16 protein-coding genes are annotated in these 17386 nt (G+C 63.5%); 10 read left to right on the top strand and 6 right to left on the bottom strand.

The features are described from left to right. The first annotated feature begins 2 nt into the window (after window positions 1–2). The gene (locus tag J3B00_RS05770; protein WP_209865313.1) at window positions 3–1565 is read left to right on the top strand and encodes a bifunctional aminoglycoside phosphotransferase/ATP-binding protein; all 1563 of its coding nucleotides are present in this window, start codon (window positions 3–5) and stop codon (window positions 1563–1565) included. A gap of 207 nt (window positions 1566–1772) precedes the next feature. Beyond that, window positions 1773–2051 carry a TfoX/Sxy family protein gene (locus J3B00_RS05765; protein WP_209865310.1) on the top strand — a complete coding sequence of 93 codons (279 nt, stop codon included), beginning with the start codon at window positions 1773–1775 and terminating at the stop codon, window positions 2049–2051. Window positions 2052–2290: 239 nt separating this feature from the next. Here J3B00_RS05765 and J3B00_RS05760 read toward each other — a convergent pair whose 3' ends face one another. The 4 genes from J3B00_RS05760 to J3B00_RS05745 are packed head-to-tail and all read right to left on the bottom strand — an operon-like array spanning window position 2291 to window position 5880. After that, window positions 2291–3184, bottom strand: coding sequence for a ChaN family lipoprotein (locus J3B00_RS05760; protein WP_209865307.1), 894 nt, complete (start codon window positions 3182–3184; stop codon window positions 2291–2293). Between the two features lie 10 nt (window positions 3185–3194). Beyond that, entirely contained in the window at window positions 3195–3962 is a 768-nt protein-coding gene (locus J3B00_RS05755; protein WP_209865304.1) for a heme ABC transporter ATP-binding protein, read from the bottom strand. Continuing rightward, the gene (locus tag J3B00_RS05750) at window positions 3962–4945 is read right to left on the bottom strand and encodes an iron ABC transporter permease (protein WP_209874622.1); all 984 of its coding nucleotides are present in this window, start codon (window positions 4943–4945) and stop codon (window positions 3962–3964) included. Before J3B00_RS05750 ends, J3B00_RS05755 begins: the two co-directional genes overlap by 1 nt. A 50-nt stretch (window positions 4946–4995) precedes the next feature. Beyond that, complete coding sequence (locus J3B00_RS05745) at window positions 4996–5880, bottom strand: ABC transporter substrate-binding protein (protein WP_209865301.1); 885 nt, start codon at window positions 5878–5880, stop codon at window positions 4996–4998. A 161-nt stretch (window positions 5881–6041) separates the two neighbouring features. Here J3B00_RS05745 and J3B00_RS05740 point away from each other — a divergent pair, with 161 nt between their 5' ends. Beyond that, the gene (locus tag J3B00_RS05740; protein ID WP_209865297.1) at window positions 6042–6359 is read left to right on the top strand and encodes a Rieske 2Fe-2S domain-containing protein; all 318 of its coding nucleotides are present in this window, start codon (window positions 6042–6044) and stop codon (window positions 6357–6359) included. On the opposite strand, the gene sfsA is transcribed toward J3B00_RS05740, so the two are convergent. Both sfsA and J3B00_RS05730 read right to left on the bottom strand, forming a co-directional pair. Next, on the bottom strand, window positions 6349–7062 hold the full coding sequence (gene sfsA, locus J3B00_RS05735) for a DNA/RNA nuclease SfsA (protein ID WP_209865294.1): 714 nt from the start codon (window positions 7060–7062) through the stop codon (window positions 6349–6351). The genes J3B00_RS05740 and sfsA overlap by 11 nt on opposite strands. Then, window positions 7062–8234, bottom strand: coding sequence for a pyridoxal phosphate-dependent aminotransferase (locus tag J3B00_RS05730; protein ID WP_209865290.1), 1173 nt, complete (start codon window positions 8232–8234; stop codon window positions 7062–7064). The genes sfsA and J3B00_RS05730 overlap by 1 nt, the downstream gene beginning before the upstream one ends. A 212-nt stretch (window positions 8235–8446) precedes the next feature. Here J3B00_RS05730 and dksA point away from each other — a divergent pair, with 212 nt between their 5' ends. The 7 genes from dksA (at window position 8447) to folK (ending at window position 17200) form a co-directional block, all read left to right on the top strand. Further along, entirely contained in the window at window positions 8447–8893 is a 447-nt protein-coding gene (gene dksA / locus J3B00_RS05725) for an RNA polymerase-binding protein DksA (RefSeq protein ID WP_209865287.1), read from the top strand. A gap of 63 nt (window positions 8894–8956) precedes the next feature. Continuing rightward, complete coding sequence (gene gluQRS / locus J3B00_RS05720) at window positions 8957–9844, top strand: tRNA glutamyl-Q(34) synthetase GluQRS (RefSeq protein WP_209865284.1); 888 nt, start codon at window positions 8957–8959, stop codon at window positions 9842–9844. Between the two features lie 164 nt (window positions 9845–10008). Beyond that, window positions 10009–10185, top strand: coding sequence for a hypothetical protein (locus tag J3B00_RS05715; RefSeq protein WP_003250005.1), 177 nt, complete (start codon window positions 10009–10011; stop codon window positions 10183–10185). Further along, the gene (locus J3B00_RS05710) at window positions 10169–13144 is read left to right on the top strand and encodes a sensor histidine kinase (protein WP_209865281.1); all 2976 of its coding nucleotides are present in this window, start codon (window positions 10169–10171) and stop codon (window positions 13142–13144) included. Before J3B00_RS05715 ends, J3B00_RS05710 begins: the two co-directional genes overlap by 17 nt. A 4-nt stretch (window positions 13145–13148) precedes the next feature. Further along, on the top strand, window positions 13149–14597 hold the full coding sequence (locus tag J3B00_RS05705; RefSeq protein ID WP_209865278.1) for a sigma-54 dependent transcriptional regulator: 1449 nt from the start codon (window positions 13149–13151) through the stop codon (window positions 14595–14597). 732 nt (window positions 14598–15329) lie between these two features. Next, a complete protein-coding gene (locus J3B00_RS05700) occupies window positions 15330–16718 on the top strand; it encodes a polynucleotide adenylyltransferase PcnB (RefSeq protein ID WP_209865275.1) in 1389 nt (462 codons plus the stop codon). Between the two features lie 2 nt (window positions 16719–16720). After that, window positions 16721–17200 carry a 2-amino-4-hydroxy-6-hydroxymethyldihydropteridine diphosphokinase gene (gene folK, locus J3B00_RS05695; protein WP_209865271.1) on the top strand — a complete coding sequence of 160 codons (480 nt, stop codon included), beginning with the start codon at window positions 16721–16723 and terminating at the stop codon, window positions 17198–17200. Window positions 17201–17386: the final 186 nt, after the last annotated feature.

The raw sequence follows: 17386 nt of genomic DNA, 5'->3' as shown, positions 1-17386 counted from the left end.
CCGTGAGCCAAGCCCTCATCAGTGCCCTGCAGAACCCTGCCCTCTACCCTCACCCCGTGGATGGCTTCCAGCTCATCGAGACGCACATCTCCTGGGTCCTGCTCACCGGTGAGTACGCCTACAAGATCAAGAAGCCGATGAACTTCGGCTTTCTCGACTTCACCGGCCTGGACCAGCGTGGGCATTTCTGTAACGAAGAGTTGCGCCTTAACCAACGCCTGACCGACGGTCTCTACCTGGACGTCCTGCCAATCACCGGCAGTGTCGAAGCACCTCAGCTGGGCGGCGAAGGTGAGCCGATCGAGTTTGCCCTGAAGATGCGTCAGTTCCCTCAGAGCCAGTTGCTCAGCACCCTGCAGGCCAATGGTGAACTGACCGCCAGCCATATCGACCAGATGGCCCGGCAGATCGCCGAGTTCCACCTGCAGACCCCCAAGGTCGCGGCCGAGGAGCCGTTCGGCTCGCCTGAGAGCGTAATGGCACCGGTCGAGCAGAACTTCGAGCAGATTCGCCCGTTCCTCAGCGACAAGGCCGACCTGCAGCAACTGGACAACCTGCAGGCCTGGGCGCGGAGCAGTTTCGACCGCCTGCAAGGCCTGTTCGAGGCGCGCAAGGCCAACGGTTTCATTCGCGAATGCCACGGTGATATCCACCTCGGCAACGCCACGGTGATCAATGGCCAGGTAGTCATCTTCGACTGCATCGAATTCAACGAGCCGTTCCGCAAGACCGATGTCTGGGCCGATACCGGCTTCCTCGCCATGGACCTCGAAGACCGCGGCCTGAAATGCCTGGCACGGCGTTTCATCAGTCAGTACCTCGAGCTGACCGGCGATTACCAAGGGCTTGAACTGCTCAACTTCTACAAAGCCTACCGCGCCCTGGTCCGCGCCAAGGTCGCACTGTTCAGCATGCCGGCCGATGCCGATGGCGTGCAGCGTGCCACTACCCTGCGCACCTACCGCAACTATGCCAACCTGGCCGAAAGCTACAGCGCGATCCCCTCGCGTATGCTGGCCATCACCCACGGTGTCTCGGCAGTGGGCAAGAGCCATGTGTCGATGCGCTTGGTCGAGGCGCTGGGGGCAATCCGCGTGCGCTCCGACGTCGAGCGCAAGCGCTTGTTCGGTGAGCAGGTCGAGCACAATGCCGGCCAGTTGCAGGCCGGTATCTATCAACAAGAGGCTAGCGCCGCCACCTACCAGCGTCTGCATCAATTGGCCGAGGTGATTCTGCGCGCGGGCTTCCCGGTGGTACTGGATGCGACCTATCTCAAGCGCGAGCAACGCCAGGCCGCGGCAGACGTCGCCAGCGGGACCGGCGTACCGCTGTTGATCCTCGACTGCCATGCTCCCGAGGCCGTCATCGAAAGCTGGCTGGCCCAGCGTCAGGCGGACAACGACGATCCCTCGGACGCGACCCTCGACGTGGTCAAGGCGCAACAGGCCAGCCGCGAACCGTTGACCGAGCAGGAGCTGCGCGACAGCAAGCGCGTCGACACTCAGGAAAGCGCCAGCATGGACCAGCTGATCGAGCAGATTCGCCAGCGCCTGCCAGGGCTGTAAGCCTTCCTTCAGCCGGATATTGATCGTATTTGTGCAGGCGACTTTGCGGGGCAAGCCCGCGAAGTCGCCTGCACTGCCCCACCCCTCCAGCAGCATCCCGTCGGCTCCGATGGCAAAACGCCGCGTATCTCCCAGCCCCCGCTACACTCCTGTCTGACCTGCTCGCGATTTTCCACATGACCCGTTCAGCCATCGCAAGGAGGCTCGATGAACGATGAACTGCAACACCTGAAGAACCTTGGCAAGACCTCCGCTCAGTGGTTGCATGCGGCCGGTATCCATAACGCATCGGACCTTCGTCGGCTGGGCGCGGTTGGCGCTTATCAGGCGGTGCGAACCCGAGGCTTCCGGGCGTCGAAAGTGTTGCTGTACGCAATCGAGGGCGCGCTGCTGGACATGCACTGGAACGATTTGCCTGCCGAACGCAAGCAAGCGCTCAATCAGCAGCTGGACGCCAAGAACCCTCCGCAAAAAAATCAGAAATAAATCAGGAAAGGGATTGACGTAGAAATGAGAATCGTTATGATTATCACAACTGGTCGCGAGACTGGTTGGGTAACCTGAAAGCCCCTGGTTCGGACTCTCAGATTATCTCCTCATCAGGCTAATCACGGTTATTGACCCGGCTTTTTGCCGGGTCTTTTTTTGCCTGCGATTTAGCGCGGTGGGCTGTCAGGCCTGTTCGCGGGGCAAGCCCGCTACAGGGACCGCGTCGCGCCAGATGCTCAATGGGTTTTGCGCAACTGAGCACAATAATCCTGCTCAGGCAGCGCGGCGGTGAACCACACGTAATCGGCCATCCCCGGTTCCACCGTCTCGCCAACCTCGGCCAGCAGCACCACCTTGGTCTCGCCCTTGGCGCCAAGGTCGGCCAGATGCAGCGGTACGCCCAGATCCTTGCGCACGTGATAACTGCCGGCAAACAGCAAGGCGGGCTGTGGTGCCGCCAGCAACCGCTCGGCAATGCGTCGATCTCGCTGCTGCTGGACAGCCAGCATCGCCGGCAGTTGGCTGTCCGGGAGCAATCCGCAGTGCCCCTCGCGCACCTGCTGCAACAGCGCCGCCTTGACTGCAGGCGCATTCGACTGCGGTCCCTCGATTGCGGTCGGCTGACGATAGGCCTGACGCAGCTCGTCGGTAGAAAGATTGGCCGCCAGCAACGCTACCTGCTGCTGCAGCGCCTCGCGCACGATCGGCCCGTAGAATGCCCAGTCCCAGCCCTCTTGCCAGGCCAAGGCCTGGGCCAGGTCATCCGGCAAGGGCGACTTGCCGACCAGTGCGTCAACCCGCGCCTGCTGCTCGGGCTGGAGCATTTCCAGCAGCAGGCTGCCCTGCGCACGCTGCCCCTGCAGGGCGCGCAGCAGCCACAGTTGCAGGGCATGATGGTCGGGGTTGTCATGCTTTTCTCCCACCAGCACCCGAGGCGTATCGGCCAACTGCGCGAGCAATTGCTGCGGGCTGAGCAGACGACCGCTGGCAAGCTCGCGAATCTGCCCCAACTCGGCGCTGTCACGACCTTCACTGCTTGGCCAGGCCGGCAATGCCGGCACGCGGGATGAGTGCGCCTGGCAACCACTCAAGGCCAGGGCAAGGCAAAGCGACAGCAACGGATAACGCATGGCGAGCCTCCTAACGAGTGATGATCAGCGGATGGCCACGCTCCGGATGATCCTGGACCAGCACATCGATACCGAACACGGCTTTCAACGCCTTTGGCGTGAGCACCTGGCGTGGCGTATCCAAGGCATGGCAGCGCCCCTGTTCGAGGAGCAGCACCTGGGCACAGTAACGCGCCGCCAGGTTCAGATCATGCAGGATGACCAGTACGGCGCCGCCGCGGTCGGCGAAGCTACGGACCGCCTGCAGGGTGGTGTGCTGATGCAACGGGTCAAGCATTGAAGTGGGTTCGTCAAGCAGCAGCGTGGCCCCAGCCTCGCCTGGCCACAGTTGCGCCAGCACCCGCGCCAGGTGCACGCGCTGGCGTTCACCGCCAGACAGCGCCAGGTAGCTGCGTTGCAGCAGGTGCCAGGCATCCGCTGCACGCAGCGCGGCCTCGATGATCTCTTGGTCACGTTGCTTGCCGCTACCATGGGGTAAGCGACCCATGCCAACCACTTCTTCGACTCGGAAGGCAAAACCGAGGCTGGACACCTGTGGTAACACTGCCAGATGGCGCGCCCGCGCCTGGCCGCCCCACTGCGCCAATTCACGGCCCAGCAGGCGCACCCGACCCTGGTCAGGCGTCAGCTCACCACACAGCGCGCCGAGCAGGCTGCTCTTGCCAGCACCATTGGGCCCGAGCACGCCAAGGATCTGGCCCGGCTGCAGGGTCAGGTGAAGATCGTGCAGGACCTCGACGCTACCCCGGCGCAGATGCAGCCCTTCGACTTCGAGCATCAGCTGCGCCCCCGGATCAGTAACAACAGAAAGAACGGCGCGCCGATAAACGCCGTGACGATGCCGATCGGCAGTTCTGCAGGCGCCAAGGCAAGGCGCGCAATCAGATCGGCAAACAGCAGCAGCGACCCGCCCGCCAGCAATGATGCCGGCAGCAGCACCCGATGATCAGGCCCTGCTACCAGCCGCACCAGGTGCGGCACCACCAGACCGATGAAGCCGATCAACCCCGCCGCCGCCACCGCTGCCCCTACCCCGAGTGCCGTACAGAACACCAGCTCACGCTTGAGCGCCTCCACGTCGACACCCAGATGACGCGCTTCCGATTCGCCCAACAACAAGGCATTGAGCGCCTGGGCCCGACGTGGCAGCCACAGGGCCACAGCCACAGTCACCACAATCAACGGCCACAGCCGCTGGTAACTGGCGCCGTTGAGGCTGCCCAGGTTCCAGAAGGTCAGGCTGCGCAAGGTGGCATCGTCGGCCAGGTAAGTGAACAGACCGACCGCCGAGCCCGCCAACGCGGTCAGGGCGATACCCGCCAGCAACATGGTGGCAACATTGGTCTGGCCGTCACGCTTGCCCAGGCGATAAACCAGTGCCGTCACCCCTAAACCACCGGCAAAGGCACACACCGACAACAGGTACGGCGCAAACCACTCCGGGATGCCTCCCAGCCAACTGCCCCCGACGATCGCGATCGCGGCGCCCAACGCTGCACCGCTCGCCACCCCGACCAGGCCGGGGTCAGCCAGCGGGTTGCGAAACAAGCCCTGCATGGCCACCCCGGACAATGCGAGGACAGCGCCAACGGCAAGCCCGAGCATGGTCCGCGGCAGGCGGATCTGACCGAGGATCATCTCGGCCTGCTCCAGGCCATCAGCGGCCACCGGCAGTCCGAGCAGGCGCACGCCCGCGCGCAAGGTATCGAGCAGCGGCAGGCTGACCGGGCCCAGCGCCAGCGACAACCACACCGCCAACAAGCACAGCAGGCTCAGGCCAATGAACAGCGTACGTGGCTTGATCCTTTGTCTCATTGGGCGAGGCTGGCCTTGGCCGCCGGATAGAAGGCAGCGGCCAATTGCTCAAGGGTGGCCGGCAGGCGGGGGCCAAGGCCACCGACCAGCAGCGTCGGGTCAAGTGAGACCAAGCGCTTGTCGCGGATCGCGCGCGAGGCGGCCAGCGCCGGATTCTCCTTGACCAGCGCCTGCAACGCCTGCTCGCCGCTGAGGCTGCGGTCGGAGAACACCAGGACATCCGGGTCCAGCGCGGCCAGGGTTTCGACCGAAAAGTTCTTGTAGCCTTGATGATCCGCCAGGTTACGTGCGCCCGCCTGGCGCAACAGCCAGTCACCCGCAGTGCCCTGCCCGGCGATCATCGGCTTGGCGCCGGCATGGCCGACCAGCAACAGCACGCCTGGCGCCTTCTGGCTGGCCTGGGCCTGCGTGACCTTGGCCTGCAACCGATCGAGTTGCTGGCGGTAGCCGCTCGCCAGTTCGCTGGCTTTCTGCTCAGCGCCGAGCAGGCTGCCCAGGTGCTTGAGGTTTTCGTCCACGGCGGCCAGCTCGGCCTTGCTCGAGAACAGTTCGACCCGCACCCCGGCGCTACGGATCTGCGCCAGCACGGGCGGCGGGCCCATCTCCTCGGTACCGACCAATACATCGGGGCGCAGGCTGAGGATCCCCTCGGCCGACAACTGGCGCTGATAACCAATGCTCGGCAGGGCCTTGAGCGACTGCGGGTGCTGGCTGGTGGTGTCGACCCCGACCAGGCGCTGCTCGCCGCCCAGTGCGCTGACCCACTCGCTCAAGGCGCCACCCGCACTCACCCAGCGCTGTGGCAGATCAGCGGCCAGCGTCTGGGTGGAAACAACAAGACCAGCGCACAAGGCGACCAGGGCAGCAGGAAGGCGCATCATCGGATTCCTTTGCAGAAGACAAGCCGCGCGCCTTGTGGCGGGCGGCGGAACTGCGCACCATAGACAGCGCAAGCAGCAGGCGGGCAATTTGATAATTATTCGCATTGAAGCGTCAAGCCTATCCCTATTCCATCTCTTTACAGCACGAGTCTTTCCATTCGATGCATTTTCTTTGCACTGGCGACCAACTCGCCGAAGGTCAAAGCCGCGCGTTCAGCGTAGCCGGCCAGGCACTGTTCGGCGTGCGCCGCCAAGGTCAGGTGTTCCTCTACCGCAACCGCTGCCCGCACAAGGGCATCCCGTTGAACTGGGCGCAGGATGACTTTCTCGACGACAGCGCCAGCCTTATCCACTGCGCCCAGCATGGTGCGCTGTTTCTGATCGAGAGTGGCGAATGCGTGGCGGGCCCCTGTGAGGGCGAACAACTGCAGGCCCTGGACGGTCATGAAGACAGCCAGGGCATCTGGCTCAAAGGCTGAGCAACACCGGTAACGGACGGTCGATGACGATCTGTTCGGCATCCAGCCGGGTACCATAGGCCAGCACCTCGACGCCATCGGCCACAGCCGCGCGCAGGGCTGCGGCATAGGCCGCATCGATCTCGTCAGCAGGACGCACGGCTTCGACCCCGGTGAGGTTGACGCAGTACAGCTGCACGGCGCGGATACCTTGCCGCGCCAGGGCCGCCAGCTCGCGCAGGTGTTTGGCGCCGCGCTGAGTCACCGCATCGGGAAAGGCCGCCACGGCGCTGTCCGGGAAGCCCAGCGTGACGCTCTTGACCTCGACGTAGGCCGGCCCGCTGGCGAACTCCAGGCGAAAGTCGATCCGACTGTTCTCCTCGCCATAGGCCACCTCACGCCTGAGCGCAGTAAAGCCAGCCAGCTCACTGATCAGCCCGGCGCGCAAGGCTTCCTCGACCAGGGCATTGGCCCGGCCAGTATTTACACAGGCCAGCCGCCCTTGCGGGGTCTCGCTGATCTCCCAGGTGCCTGGCAGCTTGCGCTTGGGATCATTGGAGCGGCTGAACCAGACCTGGCCACCTTCGCGCATGCAGTTGAGCATGGAGCCGGTGTTCGGGCAGTGGATGGTCAATTGCTCGCCATTGGCCAGTTCGATGTCGGCGAGAAAGCGCTTGTAACGGCGCAGCAGACGGCCTTGTTCGAGTAGTGGAAAGAACGCCATCAGCCTTGCCAGATCTTCAGGCCACGGGCGATACGCTGCACGGCCTGCTCCAGGCGCGGCAGGCTCTGGGTATAGGCAAAGCGCACATGGTGGCCGGCCTGATGGCGACCGAAGTCCAGCCCGGGGGTGAAGGCCACATGCTCGGTTTCCAGGAAGTGCCGGCAGAAAGCGAAGGCATCGCCACCGAATGCACTGATGTCGGCATATAGATAGAAAGCCCCCTGCGGCTCCACGGCGATGCCGAAGCCCAGTTCACGCAGCGCGGGCAGCAGGTAGTCGCGGCGCCGGGCAAACTCGGCCCGGCGCTCTTCGAGGATCGCCAGGGTCTCAGGCTGGAAGCAGGCCAATGCAGCATGTTGGGCCATGCTCGGCGCACTGATGTAGAGGTTCTGCGCCAGCTTCTCCAGATCAGCCACGGCGTTGGGCGGCGCCACCAGCCAACCGAGGCGCCATCCGGTCATGCCGAAATACTTGGAAAAACTATTCAGGACGAACGCCTCGTCGTCGACTTCGAGCACGCTGGGGGCGTCCATGCCGTAGGTCAGGCCATGGTAAATCTCGTCCACCACCAGGTGGCCGTGACGCGCGTGCACGGCCTGCGACAGGCTGGCCAGGGCCTCACGGTCGAGCACCGTGCCCGTCGGGTTGGCAGGCGACGCGACCAGGGCGCCGACGCTGTCCTGGTCCCAATGGCGTTCAACCAGATCAGCGGTGAGCTGGTAATTGACCTCCGGACCGACCGGCACCAACTGCGCAGCGCCTTCCACCAGGCGCAGGAAGTGACGGTTGCAGGGGTAGCCTGGATCGGCCAGCAGCCAGTGCTTGCCGGGGTCGACCAGCAAACTGCTGGCCAGCAGCAGCGCACCGGAGCCGCCCGGAGTGATGAGGATGCGCTCGGGGTCGATCGACAGCCCATAGCGCTGGCCATAGAAGCCGGCGATCGCCTCACGCAGTGCAGGCAGCCCGCGTGCCGCGGTGTAGCGGGTGTGTCCATCGGCCAATGCTGCCTGGCCGGCGGCGACGATCGGCGCGGCGGTGGTGAAGTCCGGCTCGCCGATTTCCAGATGGATGACATCATGGCCCGCCGCCTGCAGTTCGTTGGCCCGCGCCAGCAGGGCCATGACATGAAAGGGTTCGATGGCGCGACTGCGCGCGCTGTAGGGCTGAGCCATGGGGCCTTCTCTCAATTGGGTCTAAACTGTTGATTCGACCGTTGCACGCCACTGAACGTGCGGCTCACGCCGCTGTCAACACGTAGGATCGGCCGGGCTAGCGCACCCCCGATCTATCTGGTAAGTTCGGCGGCTCGCAGTCGCAGGGCCGGCGGTCGCCGGAGATGGAGCATCCTGCGCATTGGATCAGATGAGTGAGAGGCGGTCTATTCATGTCCACCCAAGAAAAGCAAAAAGCCAGTCATAATCTTTATGGGGTCGAACCCTACCAGGCGGCCAAGGGTGAGGAGTACATGGGTGAACCCATGCGCAAGCACTTCACCCAGATCCTCAATGGTTGGAAGCAAGAGTTGATGATCGGCGTCGACAAGACCGTTGACCATATGAAGGAAGAGGCGGCCAACTTCGCCGACCCGGCAGACCGTGCCACGCAAGAGGAAGAGTTTGCTCTTGAGCTGCGCGCACGTGACCGCGAGCGCAAGCTGATCAAGAAAATCGACAAGACCCTGCAGTTGATTCAGGACAAAGACTACGGCTGGTGCGAGAGCTGTGGCATCGAGATCGGCTTGCGTCGACTTGAAGCACGCCCTACCGCCGATCTTTGCTTCGATTGCAAAGAGGTAGCGGAGCAAAAGGAAAAGACCAACGGCAAAGGTTGATTCCGATTCCCACCAAACGGGGCGCTCAAGGCGCCCCGTTTCATTTATAGATACCGTAAGTCCATGACCCCATCACGCTACGTCGGGCGTTTCGCCCCCACTCCCAGTGGTTTCCTGCACTTTGGCTCGCTCGTCGCCGCCCTTGCCTCCTGGCTGGACGCCCGCGCCGTCGATGGCCGCTGGCTGTTGCGCATGGAAGACACCGATCCGCCGCGGGAGATGCCCGGTGCCCGCGATGCCATCCTGCAGACGCTCGAGGGTTACGGCCTGGAGTGGGATGGCGAGGTGGTCTACCAGAGCCAGCGTCACGACGCCTATGCCGAGGTGGTCGAGCGGCTGTTTCGCCAGGGCTTGGCCTATGCCTGCACCTGCTCGCGCAAGCAGCTGGAAGGAAGTAACGGCATCTACCCTGGCACCTGCCGCAACGCCGGCCATGCCCGCGAAGGCGCGGCGATCCGCCTGCGGGTGCCTGAGCTGACCTACCGTTTCAGCGACCGCGTGCAGGGCACGTTCGAGCAGCATCTGGGCCGTGACGTCGGTGATTTCATCATCCAGCGCCGTGATGGACTGTATGCCTACCAGCTGGCCGTGGTGCTGGATGATGCCTGGCAAGGTGTTACCGACATCGTGCGCGGGGCGGACCTGCTCGATAACACCCCGCGTCAGCTTTATCTGCAGGAACTGCTGGGGTTCTCGCAGCCGCGTTACCTGCATATCCCGCTGATCATCCAGCCGGACGGGCACAAGCTGGGCAAGTCGTACCGCTCGCCACCGCTGGCGCCGGACCAGGCCACGCCGCTGTTGCTGCGGGCGCTGCGCGCTCTGGGGCAAGTGACTGAGCCGGCGCTGGAACGCGCCAGCCCGCGCGAGGTGCTGGACGTGGCCCGCCGGCAGTGGCGACCTGAGGCGGTTGCGCGGCAGATGACCATTCCCGAGGCAGAGCTGCGCTGATCCTGCCGGTCTCTTCGCGGGGCAAGCCCGCGAAGAGGCCGCCACCGGCAAAAAACCAATAGATTCAATTTCTTGCCGTACGATGCGGAATCCCGCTAGCATCGCCTCCGCCATTTGCGCCAATAATAAGTCCAAGCCCGCAGCGCCCAACCATCGAGGCCAGCATGTACATCTATCGTTTGGTCCTGCTTCTGGTCGTGGGGATCTACCTGTTCTCACCGGCCATCATGGACTGGTGGATCGAGCCGACCGGAGCCTGGTACCGCCCCTACCTGCTCTGGCTGATCCTGATCGTCGTCACCTTTATCCTGCAGAGCCAACGAGATGCCGATGAGCTTTAGCCTGACCCAGATGATCCTGATCAGTGCCGGGTACCTGGGGGTGCTGTTTGGCGTGGCCTGGATCAGCGAACGTGGGCTGATCCCGCGCTCGGTCATCCGCCACCCACTGACCTACACCCTGTCGCTCGGGGTCTACGCCAGCGCCTGGGCCTTCTACGGCTCGGTGGGCCTGGCCTATCAGTACGGCTACGGCTTCCTCGCCTGTTACCTGGGAGTCTCCGGGGCCTTCCTGCTGGCGCCAGTGCTGCTCTACCCGATCCTCAAGATCACCCGCACTTACCAACTATCGTCGCTGGCCGACCTGCTCGCATTCCGCTTTCGCAGTACCTGGGCCGGTGCGCTGACCACCATCTTCATGCTGATTGGCGTGCTGCCGCTGCTGGCCCTGCAGATCCAGGCCGTCGCCGACTCGATCAGCATCCTCACCGGCGAGCCGGTCAAGGCCCGCGTGGCGTTCGCCTTCTGCGCGCTGATCATCCTGTTCACGATCTTCTTCGGCTCGCGCCACATCGCCACCCGTGAGAAGCACGAGGGCCTGGTGTTCGCCATCGCCTTCGAGTCGGTGATCAAGCTGCTGGCCTTGGGCGGTATCGGCCTGTACGCCCTGTATGGCGTGTTCGGCGGACCACACGAGCTGGAAGTCTGGCTGCTGCAGAACCAGACCGCTCTGGCCGCATTGCACACGCCGCTGCAAGAAGGCCCCTGGCGGACCCTGCTGCTGGTGTTCTTCGCCTCGGCGATCGTCATGCCGCACATGTACCACATGGCCTTTACCGAAAACCTCAGCCCGCGCTCGCTGGTCAGCGCCAGCTGGGGCCTGCCCTTGTTCCTGCTGCTGATGAGCCTGGCGGTGCCGCTGATCCTCTGGGCCGGCCTGCGCCTGGGGGCAAGCACCAACCCGGAATACTTCACCCTCGGCCTGGGCATTGCCGCCAACAACGAGGCGCTGGCGCTACTGGCCTACGTCGGCGGGCTGTCTGCGGCCAGTGGGCTGATCATCGTCACCACCCTGGCCCTTTCGGGCATGGCCCTCAACCACCTGGTGCTGCCGCTCTACCAGCCTCCGGCCGAAGGCAATATCTACCGCTGGCTGAAATGGACCCGCCGGGCGCTGATCGTGGCGATCATTACCGCAGGGTTCATTTTCTACCTGACCCAGAACAACCACCAGAGCCTGGCCAACCTGGGCATCGTCGCCTTCGTCGCGACCCTGCAGTTCCTCCCCGGGGTGCTCTCGGTGCTGTATTGGCCGACCGCCAACCGACGCGGCTTCATCGCCGGGCTGCTGGCCGGCATGCTGGTGTGGATGATGACCATGCTGCTGCCGCTGCTGGGCAATCTACAGGGCTTCTACATCCCCCTGCTGGACATGATCTACGTGCTCGACGACACCAGCTGGCACATGGCGGCAATCGCCTCGCTGGCCGCCAACGTCTTGCTGTTTACCCTGATTTCGCTGTTCACCAACGCCAGCAGCGAAGAGATCAGCGCCGCCGAAGCCTGCGCTGTCGATAACGTCCGGCGGCCGCAGCGGCGCGAGCTGCACGCCGCCTCGCCACAGGAGTTCGCCACCCAGCTGGCCAAGCCGCTCGGCGCCAAGGCCGCGCAAAAGGAAGTCGAACAGGCCCTGCGCGACCTCTACCTGCCGTTCGACGAGCGCCGACCCTATGCCTTGCGTCGGCTGCGCGACCGCATCGAGGCCAACCTGTCCGGCCTGATGGGGCCCAGCGTGGCCCAGGACATGGTCGAAACCTTCCTCCCGTACAAGTCCGGTAACGAGAACTACGTTACCGAAGATATCCATTTCATCGAGAGCCGCCTGGAAGACTATCACTCGCGCCTCACCGGCCTTGCCGCCGAGCTCGACGCCCTGCGCCGCTACCATCGCCAGACCCTGCAGGAGCTGCCCATGGGCGTCTGCTCGCTGGCCAAGGACCAGGAGATCCTGATGTGGAACAAGGCCATGGAAGAGCTGACCGGGATCGCCGCCAAGCATGTGGTCGGTTCGCGCCTGGTGACCATCGGCGAGCCGTGGCGCGAACTGCTGCTGGGTTTCATCAACCTTCCCGACGAACACCTGCACAAACAACGGCTGGCCCTCGACGGTCAGCCGCGCTGGCTCAACCTGCACAAGGCGGCCATCGACGAGCCACTCGCCCCCGGTAACAGTGGCCTGGTGCTGCTGGTTGAAGACCTCACTGAAACCCAGGCCCTGGAAGACAAGCTGGTGCACTCCGAGCGCCTCGCCAGTATCGGCCGCCTGGCCGCAGGCGTAGCCCACGAGATCGGCAACCCGATCACCGGCATCGCCTGCCTCGCGCAAAACCTGCGCGAAGAACGCGAAGGCGATGGCGAGATCACCGAGCTATCCAGCCAGATCCTCGAACAGACCAAGCGGGTCTCGCGCATCGTCCAGTCATTGATGAGCTTTGCCCATGCCGGCGGCAGCCATCAGAACAACGAAGAGCCGGTGTGCCTGGCCGAAGTCGCCCAGGATGCCATCGGTCTGCTGGCCCTGAACCGGCGCAATTTCGAAGTACAGTTCTTCAACCTGTGCGACCCGGACCACTGGGCCGAGGGCGATCCGCAACGCCTGGCCCAGGTACTGATCAACCTGCTGTCCAATGCCCGCGACGCTTCGCCAGCCGGCAGCGCGGTGCGCGTGCGCAGCGAAGTCAGCGAGCACACCGTAGACCTGGTGGTCGAGGACGAAGGCAGTGGCATTCCGAAAAACATCATGGACCGCCTGTTCGAACCGTTCTTCACCACCAAGGACCCAGGCGAGGGAACCGGACTGGGCCTCGCACTGGTCTATTCCATCGTGGAAGAGCATTATGGGCAAATCACCATCGACAGCCCCGCCGATATCGAACGGCAGCGTGGCACACGGATCCGCGTGACCCTGCCCCGGCATGTCGTAGCGACGTCCCCTGAAATTCGAGACCGTCGAGAGAATTGAATCAATGCCGCATATTCTGATCGTCGAAGACGAAACCATCATCCGCTCGGCCCTGCGTCGCCTGCTCGAACGGAACCAGTATCAGGTCAGCGAAGCCGGCTCGGTGCAGGAAGCCCAGGAACGCTTCAGCATTGCCACCTTCGACCTGATCGTCAGCGATCTGCGTCTGCCTGGTGCGCCGGGCACCGAGCTGATCAAGCTTGGCCAGGGTACGCCGGTGCTGATCATGACCAGCTACGCCAGCCTGCGCTCGGCGGTCGACTCGATGAAGATGGGCGCGGTGGACTACATCGCCAAGCCCTTTGATCACGATGAAATGCTCCAGGCCGTGGCGCGCATCCTGCGTGATCGGCAAAACGCCCCGGCGCCAGCGCCGGCCAGCGCCGAGCCACGCCCCAATGGCAAGCCTGCCGCGGCCGACAAGGGCAGCAGCAATGCGGCCAATGGCGAGATCGGCATCATCGGCTCCTGTCCGCCCATGCAAGACATGTACAGCAAGATCCGCAAGGTCGCACCGACCGACTCCAACGTGCTGATCCAGGGCGAGTCGGGCACCGGTAAAGAGCTGGTCGCACGCGCGCTGCACAACCTTTCGCGCCGGGCCAAGGCGCCGATGATTTCGGTCAACTGCGCGGCGATCCCGGAGACCCTGATCGAGTCCGAGCTGTTCGGCCACGAAAAAGGCGCGTTCACCGGCGCCAGCGCCGGGCGTGCCGGCCTGGTCGAAGCCGCCGATGGCGGCACGCTGTTCCTCGACGAGATCGGCGAACTGCCGCTTGAGGCGCAGGCTCGCCTGCTGCGCGTTCTGCAGGAGGGCGAGATCCGCCGGGTCGGCTCGGTGCAATCGCAAAAGGTCGATGTGCGCCTGATCGCGGCCACCCACCGCGACCTGAAGAACTTGTCCAAGGCAGGCCAGTTCCGTGAAGACCTCTATTACCGTCTGCACGTGATTGCCCTCAAGCTGCCGGCCCTGCGTGAACGCGGCGCCGACGTCAACGAGATTGCCACGGCGTTCCTGGCCCGCCAGAGCGCGCGTATCGGTCGAGACGACCTGCACTTCTCCAGCGAAGCCGAACAGGCTATCCGCCACTACAGCTGGCCGGGTAATGTGCGCGAACTGGAAAACGCCGTCGAGCGTGCGGTGATTCTCAGCGAGAGCCCGGAGATTTCCGCGGAGCTGCTGGGCATCGACATCGAGCTGAGCGATCTCGACGATGACGACCTGATGGACAGCCTGCCGCCACTGGGTGGCGGTAACACCAGTAACGCCAGCCACGAGCCCACCGAAGACCTGTCGCTGGAGGATTACTTCCAGCATTTCGTCCTCGAGCACCAGGACCACATGACCGAGACCGAACTGGCCCGCAAGCTGGGCGTGAGCCGCAAGTGCCTGTGGGAGCGTCGCCAGCGCCTGGGTATCCCCCGGCGCAAGAGCAACGCTACCAGTGAGTAACAGATTCTGCCGTTGAAAATCCCGGGGCCGCTTTGCGGCCCCAGTCGTTTGCGCCGGTAACCGATCAGATCCCGCAAAAATCTGTTACCCATTCCCTCCCGCCGTAACAGCCACCGAGGCGTACGGTAACGAAATTTCTACATTTGCCCCCTCGCCCAACCTGCCAAAAACCCGCAACCCCTTGAATTTACTAGGTTTGCAAAAGTTGGCACGGCACCTGCTATATGTTTGGTACAAGAACAATAACAAGCACTGCAACTCAGAATAAGAACAAGACGAAACGGCTCACGCACAATAAAAACAAGACGGCGGAGGCGCAGCTAACTGATTCTTTTGGAGAGGAGTTGTGTTTGGGGCTTGCCCCACAACCAGGCAGAGAACAACAAAAACTGCACTAAAGCAGCGCCTAAACTGGTTGGATCGACAGATCAGCATCACCTCAGCGGCCAAAGCAATCCGTTTGCTCTTTACCCCCGGTTTGGGGGTCGTCCACAAGTTTCGAGCTTTGTGGGCAGGGCACTCAACAAAAACAAGAAGCCCAGCAGAAAAACAATAAGAGCACGCAACGACACTTCTTGGGGAGCTTAGGCTCCCCTTGTCGTTTCTCTCCCCCGCCAGCAGCACCCCGTGGCACACCGCCTACACCATTCCCCAAGTAAATGCTAGAATCCCCGCCCATCATGCGGCCATTCTCTTATCATTGGCCGAACATTCCTTCAAACAGTGCATCCCATGCTGAAGAAGTTGTTCCAGTCGTTCCGTCCTCCCGTTAGTGGTCAACACCACAGGCGCACCACGCCTGAAGTGATCAACAAGAGCCAGCACTCGCTGCAGCGCAGCCAGTTCAGCCGCCACGCGGTGGGCATCGTCGATCGCCTGCAGGCTGCCGGATACCAGGCCTATCTGGTTGGCGGCTGTGTGCGCGACCTCCTCCTGGGTATCACCCCGAAGGATTTCGACGTCGCCACCAGTGCCACGCCCGAGCAGGTTCGTGCCGAGTTCCGCAATGCGCGGATCATTGGCCGCCGCTTCAAGCTGGTCCATGTGCATTTTGGCCGCGAAATCATCGAAGTCGCGACATTCCGCGCGCATCACTCCGATGAAGATGAAGGTGATAGCCACCGTTCGTCGCATAATGCCAGCGGGCGCATCTTGCGTGACAACGTATACGGCACCTTGGAAGAAGACGCGCAACGCCGCGACTTCACCATCAATGCCCTGTACTACGATCCGGTCAGCGAGCGCATTCTCGATTACGCCAATGGTATCCACGACATCCGCAACCGCTTGTTGCGCCTGATCGGCGATCCTACTCATCGTTACCAGGAAGACCCAGTGCGCATGCTGCGTGCCGTGCGTTTCGCTGCCAAGCTGGACTTCGGCATCGAGAAACACACCGTGCAGCCGATCCGCGAACTGGCGCCGATGCTGCGCGACATTCCGCCGGCCCGGCTGTTCGAGGAGTGCCTCAAGCTGTTCCTGTCCGGTCACGCGGCGATCACCTTCGAGATGCTGGTCGACCTGAAGCTGTTCGAACCGCTGTTCCCGGGCAGCAGCCACGCCCTGGAAGAGCGCCCGAGCTATACCCACACGCTGATCAGCCAGGCACTGGCCAACACCGACCTGCGGGTCAAGCAGGGCAAACCGGTCACGCCGGCGTTCCTCTTTGCGGCCCTGCTCTGGCCAGCCCTGCCCGGCCGCGCGCTGTACCTGCAGAGCCAAGGCGTGCCACCAATCCCGGCCATGAACCAGGCCGCGCACGACCTGATCGCCGAACAGTGCCAGCGCATCGCCATTCCCAAGCGCTTCACCCTGCCGATCCGCGAGATCTGGGACATGCAGGAGCGCCTGCCACGGCGTAGCGGCAAACGCGCCGACATGCTCCTGGACAATCCACGCTTCCGTGCCGGTTACGACTTCCTGCTGCTACGCGAAAGCGCCGGCGAGGAAACCGAAGAGCTTGGCCAATGGTGGACGGACTACCAGGACGCCAACGACAGCGAGCGTCGCGACATGATCCGCGACCTGGGTAACCGTGACGACGGCGCCGGTGCAGCCCCGCGCAAGCGCAAGCGCAGTGGTGCCAAGCGCAAGCGCAGCGGTGACGAGGCGTTCGAGTAAACATGGCGAGCCGCGCCTATATCGGCCTGGGTAGCAACCTGGCCGAGCCGGCTGAGCAGCTGCGCAGCGCCCTCGAAGCCTTGGACAAGGCCGAGGGCACGCGGCTAGCAGGTGTCTCGCGGTTCTATGCGAGCGACTCGTTGCTCCCCGGCCAACCGCGCTATACCAATGCGGTGGCGGCACTGGACACCTCGCTGACGCCACTGCAACTGCTCGATGCCCTGCAGGCCATCGAGAATGGCCAGGGCCGTGTCCGCCAGGAGCGCTGGGGCCCGCGCACGCTCGACCTCGATGTACTGCTGTTCGGTGACCAGGTCATCGATATCCCCCGCCTCAAGGTGCCGCACTACCACATGCAGGCCCGCGCCTTCGTGCTCTATCCGCTGGCCGAACTGGTACCGCCCGATTTCGCCCTGGCCGATGGCCGCAGCCTGGCGCAGCTGCTCGACGATTGCCCGTTTGTCGGCCTTGAGCGCCTGTAATTCGGGCGCTGCAGACGACGGTAACGCCAGTAACACCCTCATCGTAACAATGCGGTAACAGGGTGATTGACTTCCCCCCCCTCGCTCACGACTATAGGCGTCCCGTGGCCCCATTAAGCCACCTATCACCTATTTAGGCCCGGACGGACCTGTACCCCGAACATCACAGACGATGATGTGCCGCTC

Source organism: Pseudomonas sp. BP8 (genome assembly GCF_017875955.1).
Lineage (GTDB): Bacteria > Pseudomonadota > Gammaproteobacteria > Pseudomonadales > Pseudomonadaceae > Aquipseudomonas.
The sequence above is the reverse complement of the archived record's forward strand: the minus strand, read 5'-3'. Positions and strand labels throughout refer to the sequence as shown.